The organism is Flavobacterium panacagri (genome assembly GCF_030378165.1).
GTDB classification, from domain to species: domain Bacteria; phylum Bacteroidota; class Bacteroidia; order Flavobacteriales; family Flavobacteriaceae; genus Flavobacterium; species Flavobacterium panacagri.
The window spans coordinates 2,702,150-2,718,031 of the sequence record NZ_CP119766.1 but is presented as its reverse complement, the minus strand read 5'-3'; the positions used below and the strand labels follow the sequence as shown (position 1 = coordinate 2,718,031).

13 protein-coding genes and 1 pseudogene are annotated in these 15,882 nt (G+C 32.9%); 13 read left to right on the top strand and 1 reads right to left on the bottom strand.

Going from position 1 to position 15,882, the window contains the following annotated elements; translation table 11 throughout:
• Positions 1-154: 154 nt before the first annotated feature.
• From P2W65_RS12115 to P2W65_RS12055, 13 genes and pseudogenes are all read left to right on the top strand, one after another.
• Positions 155-943: a TrmH family RNA methyltransferase gene (locus P2W65_RS12115; protein ID WP_179006986.1), complete on the top strand. Its 789-nt coding sequence runs from the start codon at positions 155-157 to the stop codon at positions 941-943.
• 275 nt (positions 944-1,218) lie between these two features.
• A complete protein-coding gene (locus tag P2W65_RS12110) occupies positions 1,219-3,441 on the top strand; it encodes a RelA/SpoT family protein (RefSeq protein ID WP_289665839.1) in 2,223 nt (740 codons plus the stop codon).
• Between the two features lie 88 nt (positions 3,442-3,529).
• Positions 3,530-3,988: a Fur family transcriptional regulator gene (locus tag P2W65_RS12105; RefSeq protein WP_029268726.1), complete on the top strand. Its 459-nt coding sequence runs from the start codon at positions 3,530-3,532 to the stop codon at positions 3,986-3,988.
• Between the two features lie 100 nt (positions 3,989-4,088).
• Positions 4,089-5,360, top strand: coding sequence for an adenylosuccinate synthase (locus P2W65_RS12100; RefSeq protein WP_289665836.1), 1,272 nt, complete (start codon positions 4,089-4,091; stop codon positions 5,358-5,360).
• A gap of 51 nt (positions 5,361-5,411) precedes the next feature.
• The gene (locus P2W65_RS12095; RefSeq protein WP_289665835.1) at positions 5,412-5,996 is read left to right on the top strand and encodes an NUDIX domain-containing protein; all 585 of its coding nucleotides are present in this window, start codon (positions 5,412-5,414) and stop codon (positions 5,994-5,996) included.
• Between the two features lie 38 nt (positions 5,997-6,034).
• The gene (locus P2W65_RS12090) at positions 6,035-7,528 is read left to right on the top strand and encodes a S41 family peptidase (RefSeq protein WP_289665833.1); all 1,494 of its coding nucleotides are present in this window, start codon (positions 6,035-6,037) and stop codon (positions 7,526-7,528) included.
• A pseudogene (locus P2W65_RS12085) lies at positions 7,515-7,879 on the top strand (NUDIX domain-containing protein); the annotation flags it as partial. The gene P2W65_RS12090 and the pseudogene P2W65_RS12085, both read left to right, overlap by 14 nt.
• A gap of 87 nt (positions 7,880-7,966) precedes the next feature.
• Positions 7,967-9,430, top strand: a complete 1,464-nt coding sequence (locus P2W65_RS12080) for a tetratricopeptide repeat protein (protein WP_289665831.1) — start codon at positions 7,967-7,969, stop codon at positions 9,428-9,430.
• A 105-nt stretch (positions 9,431-9,535) separates the two neighbouring features.
• The gene (locus P2W65_RS12075; RefSeq protein ID WP_289665830.1) at positions 9,536-10,333 is read left to right on the top strand and encodes a DUF4261 domain-containing protein; all 798 of its coding nucleotides are present in this window, start codon (positions 9,536-9,538) and stop codon (positions 10,331-10,333) included.
• 50 nt (positions 10,334-10,383) lie between these two features.
• A complete protein-coding gene (locus P2W65_RS12070; protein WP_289665828.1) occupies positions 10,384-11,322 on the top strand; it encodes an alpha/beta hydrolase in 939 nt (312 codons plus the stop codon).
• An 89-nt stretch (positions 11,323-11,411) separates the two neighbouring features.
• Positions 11,412-12,296 (top strand): L,D-transpeptidase, encoded by an 885-nt coding sequence (locus P2W65_RS12065; protein WP_289665826.1) that lies wholly within the window; start codon positions 11,412-11,414, stop codon positions 12,294-12,296.
• 142 nt (positions 12,297-12,438) lie between these two features.
• Entirely contained in the window at positions 12,439-13,029 is a 591-nt protein-coding gene (locus P2W65_RS12060) for a TetR/AcrR family transcriptional regulator (RefSeq protein ID WP_179006970.1), read from the top strand.
• Positions 13,030-13,096: 67 nt separating this feature from the next.
• On the top strand, positions 13,097-14,236 hold the full coding sequence (locus P2W65_RS12055; protein WP_289665824.1) for an FAD-dependent oxidoreductase: 1,140 nt from the start codon (positions 13,097-13,099) through the stop codon (positions 14,234-14,236).
• Positions 14,237-14,311: 75 nt separating this feature from the next.
• Here the strand turns inward: P2W65_RS12055 and guaB are convergent, their stop codons facing one another.
• Positions 14,312-15,784 (bottom strand): IMP dehydrogenase, encoded by a 1,473-nt coding sequence (gene guaB, locus P2W65_RS12050; protein ID WP_289665823.1) that lies wholly within the window; start codon positions 15,782-15,784, stop codon positions 14,312-14,314.
• Between the last annotated feature and the right edge of the window lie 98 nt (positions 15,785-15,882).

Sequence of the window (15,882 nt, the reverse complement as noted above, 5' to 3'; positions counted from 1 at the left end):
CACGAATTCACGAATTATTTTTTAACTCAACTGTGAGAAAAAATTCGTGAATTCGTGGCTAACCTTTTTTAACAAACCTACAAGGTTCTAAAAACCTTGCAGGAAGAAAAAAACTCTTTACCTTTGCCCCTCTGCAACTTTGAGCCTTAAAAAAATGAAACAAATCACGTCTGTTCAAAATCCGTTTATTAAATCTTTGGTTTTACTTCAGGAAAAAGCCAAAGCCAGAAAACAAACCGGAACTTTTTTGATAGAAGGACAACGTGAAATTTCATTAGCCATTAAAGGCGGTTACGAAATTGAAACAGTTTTATTTTTACCTGAATTAGTTACTGAAAATGAAATCAATAAGCTAATTCAAAATCCATTTCAACTGATAGAAATCAATAAAGAAGTTTATCAGAAATTGGCTTATCGCGATACTACTGAAGGTATTTTGGCTGTAGCCAAAACCAAATCTTTAAAATTATCGGACTTAAAATTATCTGAAAATCCTTTAATTCTGGTTGTCGAATCTTTAGAAAAACCAGGAAATATCGGAGCCGTCTTACGAACTGCCGATGCGGCCAATCTAGACGCCGTTTTAATCGCCAATCCGAAAAGCGATTTATACAACCCGAATATTGTTCGTTCCAGTGTTGGATGTCTTTTTACCAACCAAATTGCAACAGGAACCTCTGAAGAAATTATCGCTTTTTTAAAAGAAAAAAAGATTAATTTCTACAGTGCGACTTTACAAAATTCAACTTCCTATCACACCCAAAATTTTACTACGCCAACTGCTTTAGTTGTTGGAACTGAAGCTACAGGTTTAACACAACAATGGCGTGATGAAGCAACACAGAATATCATTATCCCAATGCAGGGAGAAATCGACAGTATGAACGTTTCTGTTGCCGCTGCTATTTTAATTTTTGAAGCCAAAAGACAGAGAGGGTTCTAATTTTAGATTTTAGATTTTCTAAAAGTCGCTTTGCTCCTTTTACATATTTGAGGTCTTTTTAAACTATTTTAAATTGATATTGATTTTTGATGTTGACATTGAAATTGGAATTTGGATTTTTTTCTAGGCTGAGCGAAGTCGAAGCCCTTTTTTACATTCAAAAATCTCAAAATTACACCCTCAAAAATCTAAAATCTGTACTCTAAAATCTACAATCATAATACCTTGTGTATATTGAAACTAATTCTTATTTTTAGTACTTGAACTATGCCGTTATGACAGAAATAGATATTGAAAAAGAAAACAAAGCTATTGCACACGAATACAAGGAATTACTTCGAATAAGCTACCAAACTTTAAGCCCTACAGACAAAAAATTAATTAGAAAAGCATTTGATGTCGCCGTTGATGCTCACAAAGAACAGAGACGAAAATCTGGAGAAGCTTATATCTTTCATCCTATTGCAGTTGCAAAAATTGTTGCCTCAGAAATTGGTCTGGGTGCGACCTCTATCGCCGCGGCTTTACTGCACGATGTTGTAGAAGATACTCCTATAACGGTTGAAGATATCGAACGCTTATTTAATCCGAAAGTAGCGCAATTGGTTGAAGGTCTTACTAAAATCTCATTGGTTCAAAAAGACTTGAATGCTTCCATGCAAGCAGAGAATTTCAGAAAAATGATTCTGACTCTGAATGATGACGTTCGTGTAATTTTGATTAAACTAGCGGATCGTCTTCACAACATGCAGACCATGGATTCGATGGCGGAATATAAACAGACCAAAATTGCTTCTGAAACTTTATACATTTATGCGCCTCTTGCCCACCGTTTGGGACTTTACAACATTAAAACCAAACTGGAAGATTTAGGATTAAAATATACAGAACCTGCCATTTATAATGATATTGTAAGCAAAATTCGTGAAACGAAAGAAGAACAAGATGCTTACATAAAAGACATTTCCGATGTCCTAAAAAAATCTTTAGACAATGAAGGCGTTGATTACATCATTAAAGGCCGACCAAAATCTATTTATTCTATTCGAAGAAAAATGCGTGCTCAAAACGTAACTTTTGATGAAGTTTACGACAAATTTGCGCTTAGAATTGTTTACAAAGCAGATCCGCACGATGAAAAGTTCGTGGCCTGGAAAATCTATTCAATTGTAACAGATCATTACAGACCGAGCCCGAGCCGTTTGCGCGACTGGATTTCATCACCAAAATCAACTGGTTATGAAGCGTTGCACATAACTGTAATGGGACCAAAAGGGCGCTGGGTTGAAGTTCAGGTTCGAAGCGAACGTATGGATGAAATTGCTGAAAAAGGTTATGCTGCACATTACAAATACAAAAATGGAGCAACCGAAGAAAGCGGTTTAGATGTTTGGCTGAATCTTCTTCGTGAAGCGTTAGAAAATCCTGAAACCAATGCAGTAGATTTTGTTGAAGATTTTAAAATGAATTTATATTCTAAAGAAATCTTCGTCTTTACACCAAAAGGAGAAATCAAATCTCTGCCAAAAGGTGCTACTTCTTTGGATTTTGCCTTTAGTATTCACTCGGAAATTGGAATTAAAACTCGAGGAACTCGTGTAAATGGGCGTTTAGTTCCTTTAAATTACGAATTAAAAAGTGGTGATCAGGTTGAAGTAATTACTTCTGCAAACCAAAAACCAACTGTAAACTGGTTAGAATATGTAACAACTTCAAGAGCCAAAAATAAAATTAAAAACGTTCTTAACGAGAACACCAAAAAAATTGCTGAAGAAGGGAAAGAATTACTTGTTAGAAAATTAAAACATTTAAAAATTACTTTTAATGAACAAGTAACCAACGAGTTAGTTAACTTTTTTAAATTAAAAACAAGTTTAGATTTATTTTATAGAGTTGGAATTGGCGCCATCGAAAATCAGCAGTTAAAAGATTATGCGGCGCAGAAAAGCAATTCGTTTATCAATTTCTTTAAAAATAAAATTAAACGAAACAAAGATACTACAGCTGCCGAAGACATTCATAAACCAGTTATCAGCAGTAATTATGACATGCTGGTTTTTGGAACTGAGCATGATAAACTGGATTATAAATTATCACAATGCTGTAACCCAATTCCGGGTGATGATGTTTTTGGTTTCGTAACGATTAACGAAGGAATTAAAGTACATAAAAAAGATTGTCCAAATGCGATTGGAATGCAGTCTAATTATGCTTACCGAATCATGAGCGCCAAGTGGATTGATTCGTCTCAAGAAGAATTTAAAGCGATTATCAATATCACAGGAATGGATGTTCTTGGACTTACAAATCAATTGACCAGAGTAATTTCGAATAATATGAGCGTTAATATTCAGAGTATTTCTTTGAGTACTGATGCCGGAATTTTCCACGGACAGATTGCTGTAATTGTAAAAAACAACACCATTTTGAAGAAAATGATTAATGCCATTAAGAAAATTGATGGTGTTGACAAGGTCACACGAGAATATAGAACCTAACTTTTTAACCTATCTATAAGGGATTTATAACTAAACTTTAAACCCGAAACTTTTATTGATTGAAAATAAAAATTTATCTTTGCCGGATATGACACTCATTTCAACTGACAACACTAGAAATCAAGAAATTGTAAAAAACGTTTTTACAATGTATCTTGAGCAAAAAGGGCATCGCAAAACTCCTGAGCGTTATGCTATACTTCAGGAAATTTACGACAGCGAGGAACATTTTGATATCGAAAATCTGTATATCAAAATGAAAAACAAAAACTATCGTGTGAGTAGAGCTACTTTATATAACACGATCGAGTTATTGTTAGACTGCGCTTTGGTTAGAAAACATCAATTTGGACAAAATCAGGCTTACTACGAAAAGTCTTATTTCGACAAACAGCACGATCACATTATCATGACTGATTCTGGAGAAGTAATTGAATTTTGTGATCCAAGAATTCAGACCATCAAAAAAACAATCGAAGAAATATTTGATATCGAAATCACGAATCATTCGCTTTATTTCTACGGAAACAAAAAACAAAAACAATAATTCGCAAAAAAAAGAATTATTCACAACATAAAAAAAAAGAAAAATTAACTACATAATCAGTAGGACGACTTAGATTGTCCCAACGCAAATTAAAAAAAGAATGACCGTAGATTTATTACTAGGATTACAATGGGGAGATGAAGGTAAAGGAAAAATTGTAGACGTACTTACCTCAAATTATGATATTATTGCACGTTTTCAAGGAGGACCAAATGCAGGACATACATTAGAATTTGACGGAATTAAACACGTACTTAGAACTATCCCTTCTGGAATTTTTCATAAAAATTCAGTAAATATCATCGGAAATGGTGTTGTAATTGACCCTGTAGTTTTTCAAAAAGAAATCGAAGGTTTGGAGAAATTCAACCTTGATATCAAAAGTAAATTAATCATTTCTAGAAAAGCACACTTAATTTTACCAACTCACCGTTTACTTGACGCAGCTTCTGAAGCTTCAAAAGGAAAAGCTAAAATTGGTTCTACTCTTAAAGGAATTGGACCAACTTATATGGACAAAACGGGTAGAAATGGTTTACGTGTTGGAGATATTGAATTAGAAGACTTCAAAGAACGTTACAGAGCTTTGGCTGACAAACACGAAGCGATGATTGCTTTCCACGATGTTGCGATTCAATACAATCTAGCTGAACTAGAAAAAGAATTCTTTGAAGCTATCGAAGAATTAAAAAAATTAGATTTTATTGACAGTGAAGAATACATGCACCAAGCTCAAAAAGCAGGTAAATCTATCCTTTGCGAAGGAGCTCAAGGATCTTTATTAGATGTTGATTTTGGAACTTATCCTTTCGTAACTTCATCAAATACAACTGCAGCCGGAGCTTGTACTGGTTTAGGAATCGCTCCTAACAAAATCAAAGAAGTATACGGAATTTTCAAAGCTTATGTTACACGTGTTGGTAGCGGACCTTTTCCAACTGAACTTTTTGACGAAGTTGGCGCTACAATGGCAAGAGTAGGAAACGAATTTGGATCTGTAACAGGAAGACAAAGACGTTGCGGATGGTTAGACTTAGTAGCTTTAAAATATGCAGTGCAGGTTAATGGAGTTACTCAGTTAATGATGATGAAAGGAGATGTTCTTTCTGGATTCGAAACTTTAAAAGTTTGCACGGAGTACAACTACAAAGGACAAAACATTTCTCACTTCCCTTATAACATTGAACCAGAAAATGTTACTCCGATTTACAAAGAATTTAAAGGATGGAAACAAGATTTAACTGGATTGACAACTTACGATCAATTGCCAATTGAGCTAAAAGAATATATTGAGTTTATTGAGAAAGAAATCGAAGTGCCAATTAAAATTGTATCGGTTGGACCAGACAGAAAGCAAACAATAACAAAATAATACATTTAAACGCTCTGATAATCAGAGCGTTTTTTTTTGAATATTACTGACATGAGAAAAAATCCTGAAATCGAAATTACCGAAACCAAATTATTATCAGACAATTGGTATGTCTTAAACAAAGTTACTTTTAACTATAAAAAAGAAGATAAAAAAGTAGAATCACATATTCGTGAAGTTTACGATCGCGGAAATGGAGCTGGTATTTTGTTATACAATACAACAAAAAAAACAGTTATTCTAACGAGACAGTTTCGTCTGCCAACGTATCTTAACGGAAACAAAACCGGAATGATGATTGAAATTTGCGCTGGTCTTTTGGACAAAGACAATGCTGAGCAGGCTATTATTCGTGAAACTGAAGAAGAAACTGGATACCGATTACAAAAAGTTAAAAAAGTAATTGAAACCTATATGTCTCCTGGATCTGTTACAGAGATTTTATATTTATTTGTTGGCGAATACGATGAAAGTATGAAAGTTAGCGAAGGCGGTGGACTGGATGCTGAACAGGAAAATATTGAAGTTTTAGAATTTACTTTTGATCAAGCTTACGCTATGATTGAATCGCGAGAAATTACGGACGCTAAAACTATTATGTTACTGCAACATGCAAAAATAAAAGGTTTGATTTAAAAGTTTTTTGAGTATTTTTAGATTCTAAAACTCTTCTAATGTTCAAGTTTAAAATAATCTTTTTCTTATTTTTTTCGTTTATCATAAATGCTCAAAATGAAAAATTATCTGTTGAAAAACTAAAACAAGATCTTACCCTATTTAAAGAAATAAGAGAAAAAGCAAATTCGGGAGTTTACAAATACCGAACTCAAAAACAAATTGACAGCATTTATTCCTGGGCATTTTTGAAAATAAACAAACCTAAAACGCTTCTTGACTTTTATAAAATAATTTTAAAAATTACAGATTTTGAAGGAAGCCTGCATAATGACACAACACTTCCTGATGATTTTCAAAAGAAATATTCATCGGGAAATTTGTTTTTTCCCTACCCTGTAAAATTGATTGAAAATAAATTAGTCGTAAATTTTCAGAACACCGAAATTCCACTAGGCTCTCAAATTCACTCAATCAACAAAATAAAAACCAATGACTTATTGCAAATTTTCTATAAATATTACACTACTGACGGTTATAATATTTCTGGAAAATCTATTGGAATAGGCAGTTCTTTTGCTAAATATTTTGAAATGGAATACGGATCTAAAAAGAAATTTATAATAGAATATTCCCTTCCAAACAAAACTGAAAAAATAATTAAAAAAGTTGCTGGGATTTCTAATGATGCCCGAAAAGAGAATTTCAAAAAACGTCACTCCCTTCCTATTGACAGTTTGCAATATGGCAAAATAAAAAACAAATACTCTTTTCAAGTTATTTTGCCCAGCATCGCTTTACTCACTATTAATACTTTTGCAATTGGAAGAAATGCAAAAGATAAAGAGCATTTCATTTATAAAAAATATCTCGACAGCTGTTTTCAATACCTTTCAAACAATTCGCAAATAAAAAATTTAATTGTTGATGTTAGAAATAACGGTGGCGGAACAGATCCGAATGACATCTTGACTTTTTCTTATCTAACACACAAACCGTATCGTGAAAATGCAGAAGCTTATGTTAACTTTCAGGAAATTCCGTTTCCAAATTATTTAGTTTATGAAGAAACCGAACCTCAAAAACAATTGGAAGAAAGAAAAGATTTTGAAGATGACGTAAAAGAAGAATATCCAAAATTAGAAAATAGCAAATATTATCAGGATCCAAAATTCAATCCTTTATTACAGCCCGATAAAAATAGCTTTAAAGGACAGATTTTTTTACTGATAAGCCCTAGAATTGCTTCTGCAGGATCATTATTTGCTTCTTTAGTTACAGGAAATACAGCTGCGATAATTATTGGAGAAGAAACAATGGGCGGTTATTTTGGCCATAATGGCCACACTCCTATTGAATATGAGCTTCCTAATACAAAAATTAAAACACAGTTTTCAATTGTAAATTTAGAGCAGGATGTACCTAAAAAACCAAATCAGATTTTTGGAAGAGGAATTATTCCTGAACATGAAGTCCAACAAACTTTTGAAGACTTTATGCTAAACAAGGATACACAGTTTGAATATACTTTGAAATTAATTGAACAGAAATAAAGATGGAATGATGACTGAAATTTGCGCTGGTCTTTTGGACAAAGACAATACTGAGCAGGCTATTATTCGTGAAACTGAAGAAGAAACTGGATACCGATTACAAAAGTTAGAAAAGTAATTGAAACCTATATGTCTCCTGGATCTGTAACAGAGATTTTATATTTATTTGTCGGTGAATATGATGAAAGCATGAAAGTAAGCGAAGGTGGAGGATTGGACGCCGAACAGGAAAATATTGAAGTTTTAGAATTTACTTTTGATCAAGCTTACGCTATGATTGAATCTAAAGAAATTACCGATGCTAAAACTATTATATTGTTACAGCATGCAAAAATTAAAGGTTTGATTTAAATAAGGTATTTTTTGCTATTTTTAGGCTAAATTTTATGATAATTTTACTTACTATAACTTTAGATAAACAGCCAAAAAATAACAAAAATGAAATCAATTTTATTTCCACTTTTACTTTTACCTCTTCTCGCCTTCTCACAAAAACTGCAACGAAACGTTTTTGAATACGAAAAATTAAAATCTGATAATTTCGTTGTTTGTGATGAAAGCACCAATAAAGAATTAGAAAGTGTTTTATTAAAAATTGAAGAAAACAACAGCACTACTGCAGTAGAAATTTCTAAAAAAATCTTTGATGCTAAACAGGATTGTTTTGGCACATTTGAAACTTACGGATTTGCTTTGTTTAGAAACGGACAATGGCTTGAAGGAATTAAAGTTCTCGAAGAAGGAATTAAAAAATTTGGGAGTGTACCAGAATTAATAAAACGAAAATCAGAAATGAGCCTTGAAATGGCAGAACTTGGAACTGGACAAAAAAATATAGATGGAAATTCTGTTTTTAATTCTGGTAATTCAAATTATGATGAAGAACAGTTTAAAGATGAAAATTTAAAATCTGCACTTGCCGATCTTGAATATCTAATTAAAAAATATAATCGTACTGAAGAAATTTATTATGCTGCCAAAATACAGCAACTTTTAAAAGATTACGACAAATCAAACAATACATTCAGAATGCTTTTGAGTGATCCCAAATACAAAATCGCCGCATTATATAACATTGGTGATAATTATATTGCCCTGAATGATCTCGACAAAGCTGAAAAAGAGTTTAATGCATTATTATCCGAAAACCCAAAAGAAGGCGAATTTTACAATAAACTTGCTTCGATTTATGAATTAAAAAATGACAAAATCAAAGCGGAGGAATTTGGCGCTAAAAGTATCTTCTACAAAAATGTTCCTGAAGATACCGACTTAGAATACAGTAAAGAAAACTTTGAATTATTACAGTTTTTTGGAACTGATGAAAACAAGCCTGCTAAGAAATTAAAAAAGCTTCAAGAAATTTCCAATCAAAATAATCCTCAATACACTATTGATGTCTGTTTAATGATTTTAAAACTGCATGCTAACCATGGAAATGGACTAGAAGAAAAAGCAACAGAAACTTTAAAAAAGATTGGAAAACAAGCAATTGAAAAAGTGAATAAACTTTTCCAAAGCAATGTTTCAACTTGTACGATTACTAACCTTGCCGATATTATGGCAAGTATAAAAGATGAGAATTCTTGGGCGTTAATGAAAAAATACCTTCCATATATTGCGACAATGCCAATGACTTTGATACCGCCAAGTGTTCCAGAAAAAATGGTTTTGTTTGATGAAGAAAGAGGGATCACAGAAATCCTTATTATTATAAAACCCTTATTAACTCAAGTAGAAGAAGAAAGTAATAATCCAATGGCCGAAATGACAGGATTTGGACAATATGTTTATTATATCCCTTTAGAAAAAGTAAAAAAGGAGAAATTAAGAAAAATTGCCTCAAGTTTACACTATACAGATCAAGAGTTTAGTGCATTACAGAAAAAATTAAGTAAATAAAGAATCAATATTTGATTCTAAAAAAGCTTAAAATAATTATGTTGCTTTTAGGTAAAGAGACTTAAAAAAACACAGCTAATACAAACCTAACATAAAACCTAACTTATGGGATTATTTGACTTTTTTAAGAAAAAAGAAACTTCGGAAAAAACAGAAAAAACAGAAAGCAACCTACTACTTGCTATGCCAATGTTCGAGAATAACGAGCGTTACAGCATAGACAGTGTAATACAGAACCTAAAAGATTTTTGGGGATTATCAGTGACAGATTTCACTGGAGATGATGATTCTGCCATTTTTAAAATAAATGGTGAAGTAATAGCAGTCGCATTTATAGGAGCACACATTCCTTGGGAAGATATCACAGGAACTGCCAAATATACTTATAGCTGGCAGACAGCAGAAGAAGATTTGAAAAATCTTGACGGACATGCTATCGTTTCTGTTATGTCTGGACAAAAAAGTCAGCTAGAAAGATTCACCATTTTAAGCAAATTATTATGCTCTATCCTTTCCACATCAAATTCATTAGGAATTTATCAAGGCAGTCAAACATTATTAATACCTAAATCGCAGTATTTAGAATACATTCCCGATTTACAGCAACAAAAATCTCCAATTCATTTATGGATTTATATTGGAATCAGAACTTCTGAGCAAGGAAACAGTATTTATACCTATGGATTAAAAGAATTTGAAAAACAAGAAATGGAAGTTTTAAATTCTCAATTACCAGTTCAAGAACTATATGGTTTCATCTCCAATATAATTGCTTACGTAATTGATAGTGATGTTACTTTTAAAAATGGGGAAACACTTGGTTACACTATGGATCAAAAAATAAAAATAACATCTTCGCAAGGAATACTTGTCGAAGGGCAAACTTTAAAATTAGAAATGTAATTTCTAATCAGAAATAACAAAATCAAAATATACAATTAGGACATTTTTAAATGAAGCTATTCCGCAACAAATATTTTAAAATAATAGCATTTCTTTTTATATGTCTAAATGTAATAGCATTTATCCATGCTTATAAATTTACTCATTTTGCAGAATCTAAGTCCCAAAAAACGGAGAGCCCTGAAAAGCTCTCCTCTTTTGAAAAAGTCAAAACTTTATTCTTTGGAGTAAACAATCCAAAACCTCTAAATAAAAAATTTCCAACTCAGAAATATCAAACCATAAAACTAAAAAGCAATAAAGAAATAGAATGCTGGCTGATTAAAAATCAAAACTCTAGAGGAACAGTTATTCTATTTCATGGTTATGGTGGTGAGAAATCATCAATGCTAGATAAATCAAATGAGTTTTTAAAATTAGGTTTTAGTACTATGCTTGTTGATTTTATGGGAAGTGGTAACTCCGAAGGAAATCAAACAACTATTGGTTTTAAAGAAGTTGAAGAAGTAAAAACTTGTTTTGACTATATACTATCTACAGGAGAGAAAAACATTTATTTATTTGGAACTTCCATGGGAGCCGTGGCCATAATGAAATGCATTAACGATACTCAAATAAAGCCAAAAGGTATAATTACAGAATGCCCGTTTGGCTCCATGTATCAAACTGTTTGTGCCAGATTTAAGAAAATGCATGCACCCACTTTTCCAATGGCAGGAATTTTACTTTTTTGGGGCGGCATACAAAATGGCTTTTGGGGATTTAACCATAATCCTTCCGAATATGCCGAAAAAATTAACTGTCCCACATTATTGCTTTATGGCGAAAAAGATAAAAGCGTCAGCAGATCAGAAATAGATGAAATTTATAAAAATCTAAATGGCTTTAAAGAACTTCGTGTTTACAAAAATACAGGACATGAAAACTACTTAATAAAAAACAAGCTCCAATGGAGTCAGGATATCAATTCTTTTTTATCATCAATCTAAAAATGTAAATCCCGAAACCAATTCCAAAAATTATGTAACCCTTTTTGGCTATCAGATGTATAACTTTATTTTCATAAAATTAACGACCTATGAAAAAGTTATATTACACCGCAAACGCCCTACTTATATTGATATTAGTTTTAATGGTTTCATGCAAAAAAACAGATACTATTGAAATAACAGAAAATAAAACCACTAAAAAAGTAGTTGAATATAAAGAGCCCGAAGCCGCAGTTTCTTACCAGTTCCAAAAAACGAAAGAATGGCTCAAAGCGAATGAAGCTGACAGCACTAAAATGAACATTGTTTATGCGATAAACAGAACTGATAAAGCCAATTTAAAAAAATTGGATTCAGTAGTAATTCCAGCAGATTTTAGTGGCGATCTAGTTTATTACCTTCCATTCCCAATACATGTCGCAGCTTTGCAGGAAGTTTCGAAAATCATCTTATTTTCTTATCCAACACAGACTTTTGCCGCCTATGAAAATGGCGAATTAGTTCGTACTGGCCCAACCAATATGGGAAGAAAAAAAGACCCTACTCCAACTGGATTGTTTTTCACAAACTGGAAAGCCGAAAAAACAACCAGCACGTTTAATGACGAATGGGAGCTAAAATGGAATTTCAATATCGAAAATAAACTAGGAGTTGGTTTTCATCAATATGAACTGCCAGGTTATCCAGCTTCTCATTCCTGTTTAAGATTATTAGAAAAAGACGCAAAATTCCTTTATAAATTTGCTGATGAATGGATTTTGAAAGACAAAGAAAATGTAAAAGTAAAAGGAACTCCTGTTATCGTTTTTGGAGGTTATGATTTTGACGGGCCAAAACCTTGGCTGCAATTGGCATCAGATCCAAAAGCTTTAAATATATCAGAATCTGATATTGAAACTGAGACAAAGCCATTTTTAAAAGAGATTTTAGAAAATCAAAATCTTAGAGAATCTAATCAGAGTTCTGAGATTTAGGATTTTAAAACGAAGTATTTTTTTTTTAGCTCGTAAAACATTAGTTTTTGCGGGCTTTTTTATTATAAAAAACAAAAATATTAAATAAATAAGCGATCGTTCATTTATTATTTATATCTTTGTACTCTAATTACTTAGAATTATGAGAACACGAGATATTAATAAAGAAGAGATTGTAAAACAAAAAGCAATTGAAATGATCGTAAACCAAGGAGTAGAAGGTTTTGGAATGAACCGTTTGGCAAAAGAATGCGGGATTTCTGTTGCAACTCTTTACATTTATTACTCGGACAAAGAAGATTTGATTCGAAAAATAGGAATCGAAATTGGACAAAAACTATTTAATAAAATGCTGGAAGGTTTTTCTCCAGAAATGTCTTTTAAAGACGGACTTAAAAATCAGTGGGAGAATCGTATTTATTTCACTCTTAATTTTACCCTTGAAGCAACTTGTTTTGAAATCTTGAAACAATCTACTTACGGCGATGCTATTGTAGAAGAAATTACAGGTGGTTTTAAACAAACCATGTCACAGTTCATTCTTTATGCTATCGAAAAAAAAGAACTTATTCCAGTTACTTTTGAAGTTTTTTGGAGTATTGCTTATGGCTCGCTCTATTCTCTTTTGGAACTTCATAGAGAAGGAAAATCCATGTCTGGAAAACCTTTTGTGTTTACAGACGAACTTAAAAACGAAACTTTTAATCTGGTTCTAAAAGCTCTTACTCCTTAATTTTTCAATATCAATAACAATTGCAAAAATCAATGAAAATTGCAATTACAAAAAAAAAATAAATACAATGAAAACTTCAATTATAGAAAATAAAAAAATTGCCATTATTGGCGGTGGCCCAGTCGGGTTAACAACTGCTCGAATTTTACAAGTAAATGGCGCTGACGTTACGGTTTATGAAAGAGATCTAAATGCCCAGGCCCGAACTTCTGGTGGAACACTTGATATTCACTCAGATTCTGGTCAATATGCGATTCAAAAAGCGGGTTTAATGGACGAGTTTTATAAATACGCGAGACCAACTGGTGAGAAAATGGCTGATATTGACGGAAATATTACTTCTGATGAAATGCCTAACGAAACGAATGCTTTTTCTCGTCCTGAAATTGACCGAAACGATCTTAGAAAAATTATGTTGGAGAATCTCCAAGAAGAAACTGTTGTTTGGGACTGTCAATTGATAAATCTTGAAAAAACAGACAATCAATATATTTTGGAATTCAAAAACGGGAAAACAGTAACTGCTGATTTTGTTATTGTAGCAAACGGAGGAAGATCAAATGCCCGAAAATTTATAAGCGATCAGGAACCACAACTTTCTGGAACTTATATTATTCAAGGAGAAATTGTAAATCCAGATCAAGATTATCCAGAATTCAAACCTAAATACGGAAACGGAAACGTCATGGCGATGGGCGAACAAAAAATGTTTTATACACATACCATGCGTGATGGTTCAGTACATTTTGGAGTTTCTTTTAAAGCCAATGAAGATTGGATTTCAAATCACGGAATCAATTTTGAGGATGATCAAGCTGTTATTGCTTTTTTAAATGAAACTTTTAAAAATTGGGGAAATGATTATAAAAAATTCTTTGCTGCATCAACTGAATTTTCTGGTTTGCCATTGCGATTATTTTCTTTGGAAGAACCTTGGAAAAAACATTCAAACATAACTCTTGTGGGAGACGCAGCACATTTAATGCCTCCATTTGCAGGAGAAGGCGTAAATATGGGATTATTTGATGCTTTTCATTTAACTCAAAACTTAACCAATGGAAAATTCGAAACTATTGACGAAGCTATCGCTGATTATGAACAAAAAATGTTTGGCTATGCTTTAGAAGCACAACGCATGACAAAGAAAATGGAAGATTTACTGCATTCTGATATTGTTGCGGAAGATATTTTGAACAGTAGATTTTAAGTTTATAAAGCAATAAATCAAAAAGGCGTAAGAATTAAATCTTACGCCTTTTGTTTTATAGTGAGAAACTAAAAATTATCTAGAATAATTTGGAGCTTCTTTTGTAATTGTTACGTTATGTGGGTGACTTTCAGTAATTCCGCTTGAAGTGATTCTCACGAAACGTCCTCTTTCCTGTAAAGTAGGAATATCTTTTGAACCACAGTATCCCATTCCGGCGCGAAGACCTCCAATAAACTGAAGCATACTTTCGTTCAATTCACCTTTGTAAGGAACACGTCCAACAATTCCTTCTGGAACTAATTTTTTAACGTCGTCTTCAACATCTTGGAAATAACGATCTTTTGAACCCGTTTGCATCGCTTCAACAGAACCCATTCCGCGGTAAGATTTGAATTTTCTACCTTCAAAAATGATAGTTTCTCCTGGAGATTCTTTTGTTCCTGCTAATAATGAACCTAACATTACACAGTCAGCACCTGCAGCGATTGCTTTAGGAATATCTCCTGTATAACGAATTCCACCATCTGCAATTACTGGAACTCCTGTTCCTTTAATCGCTGCAGCAACTTCTAAAACTGCTGAAAACTGAGGGAAACCAACACCTGCAACAATACGTGTAGTACAGATAGAACCTGGCCCGATTCCTACTTTTACACCATCAGCACCGTTTTCTACTAAATATTTAGCCGCTTCTGGTGTTGCAATGTTTCCAACGATTACGTCTATTTGAGGGAATTTTGATTTTACTTCTTTTAAAGTGTTTACAACACCTTCTGTATGTCCGTGAGCTGTATCAATAATAATTGCGTCAACACCTGCAGCAACTAAAGCTTCAGCTCTTTGAACTGCATCTCCGGTAACTCCAATGGCAGCAGCAACTCTTAAACGACCAAAAGAATCCTTGTTAGCAATTGGCTTTTGAGTTAATTTTGTAATATCTCTAAACGTAATTAAACCAACTAATTCGTTTTTTTCGTTTACAACTGGTAATTTTTCAATTTTATGACCTTGTAAAACTACTTCAGCCTGCTCTAAAGAAGTTCCTTCAGAAACCGTTACTAAGTTTTGGCTTGTCATAACTTCAGCGATTGGTCTTGCTCCATTTTTTTCGAAACGTAAGTCACGATTGGTTACAATTCCTTTTAAGATTTTGTTTTCGTCAACGATTGGAATACCACCGATTCCGAATTCTTTCATGGCATTTTTTGCATCAGCAATTGTAGAATTCATTGGTAAAGTTACCGGATCGATAATCATACCAGCTTCTGCACGTTTTACTTTTCGAACTTTTCCTGCTTGTTGTTCGATCGTCATATTTTTATGTAAAACACCGATTCCGCCTTCTTGCGCCATAGCAATTGCCATTGCACTTTCAGTAACTGTATCCATAGCAGCAGATACAATTGGAACGTTTAATGTAATGTTTCTTGAGAATTTTGATTTGATACTCACTTCGCGGGGAAGCACATTCGAGTAGTTAGGTACTAATAATACATCGTCGTAAGTTAAACCTTCGCCGATAATCTTGGAGTTGTGTGCTATCATGGTGCAATTTCTAGTTGAATTGCGTGCAAATATAGTGAATAAATTGCTAACTTGAATACTAACTTATTCATAAATTTACCTTTACAGGAATCATCTTA

Coding starts and splice junctions, on each gene's coding strand:
- P2W65_RS12095 (WP_289665835.1), top strand. CDS start 5,412: ATGAGAAAAAATCCTGAAATCGAAATTACCGAAACCAAATTATTATCA.
- P2W65_RS12075 (WP_289665830.1), top strand. CDS start 9,536: ATGGGATTATTTGACTTTTTTAAGAAAAAAGAAACTTCGGAAAAAACA.
- P2W65_RS12090 (WP_289665833.1), top strand. CDS start 6,035: ATGTTCAAGTTTAAAATAATCTTTTTCTTATTTTTTTCGTTTATCATA.
- P2W65_RS12110 (WP_289665839.1), top strand. CDS start 1,219: ATGACAGAAATAGATATTGAAAAAGAAAACAAAGCTATTGCACACGAA.
- P2W65_RS12065 (WP_289665826.1), top strand. CDS start 11,412: ATGAAAAAGTTATATTACACCGCAAACGCCCTACTTATATTGATATTA.
- P2W65_RS12070 (WP_289665828.1), top strand. CDS start 10,384: ATGAAGCTATTCCGCAACAAATATTTTAAAATAATAGCATTTCTTTTT.
- P2W65_RS12105 (WP_029268726.1), top strand. CDS start 3,530: ATGACACTCATTTCAACTGACAACACTAGAAATCAAGAAATTGTAAAA.
- P2W65_RS12055 (WP_289665824.1), top strand. CDS start 13,097: ATGAAAACTTCAATTATAGAAAATAAAAAAATTGCCATTATTGGCGGT.
- P2W65_RS12080 (WP_289665831.1), top strand. CDS start 7,967: ATGAAATCAATTTTATTTCCACTTTTACTTTTACCTCTTCTCGCCTTC.
- P2W65_RS12115 (WP_179006986.1), top strand. CDS start 155: ATGAAACAAATCACGTCTGTTCAAAATCCGTTTATTAAATCTTTGGTT.
- P2W65_RS12100 (WP_289665836.1), top strand. CDS start 4,089: ATGACCGTAGATTTATTACTAGGATTACAATGGGGAGATGAAGGTAAA.
- guaB (WP_289665823.1), bottom strand. CDS start 15,784: ATGATAGCACACAACTCCAAGATTATCGGCGAAGGTTTAACTTACGAC.
- P2W65_RS12060 (WP_179006970.1), top strand. CDS start 12,439: ATGAGAACACGAGATATTAATAAAGAAGAGATTGTAAAACAAAAAGCA.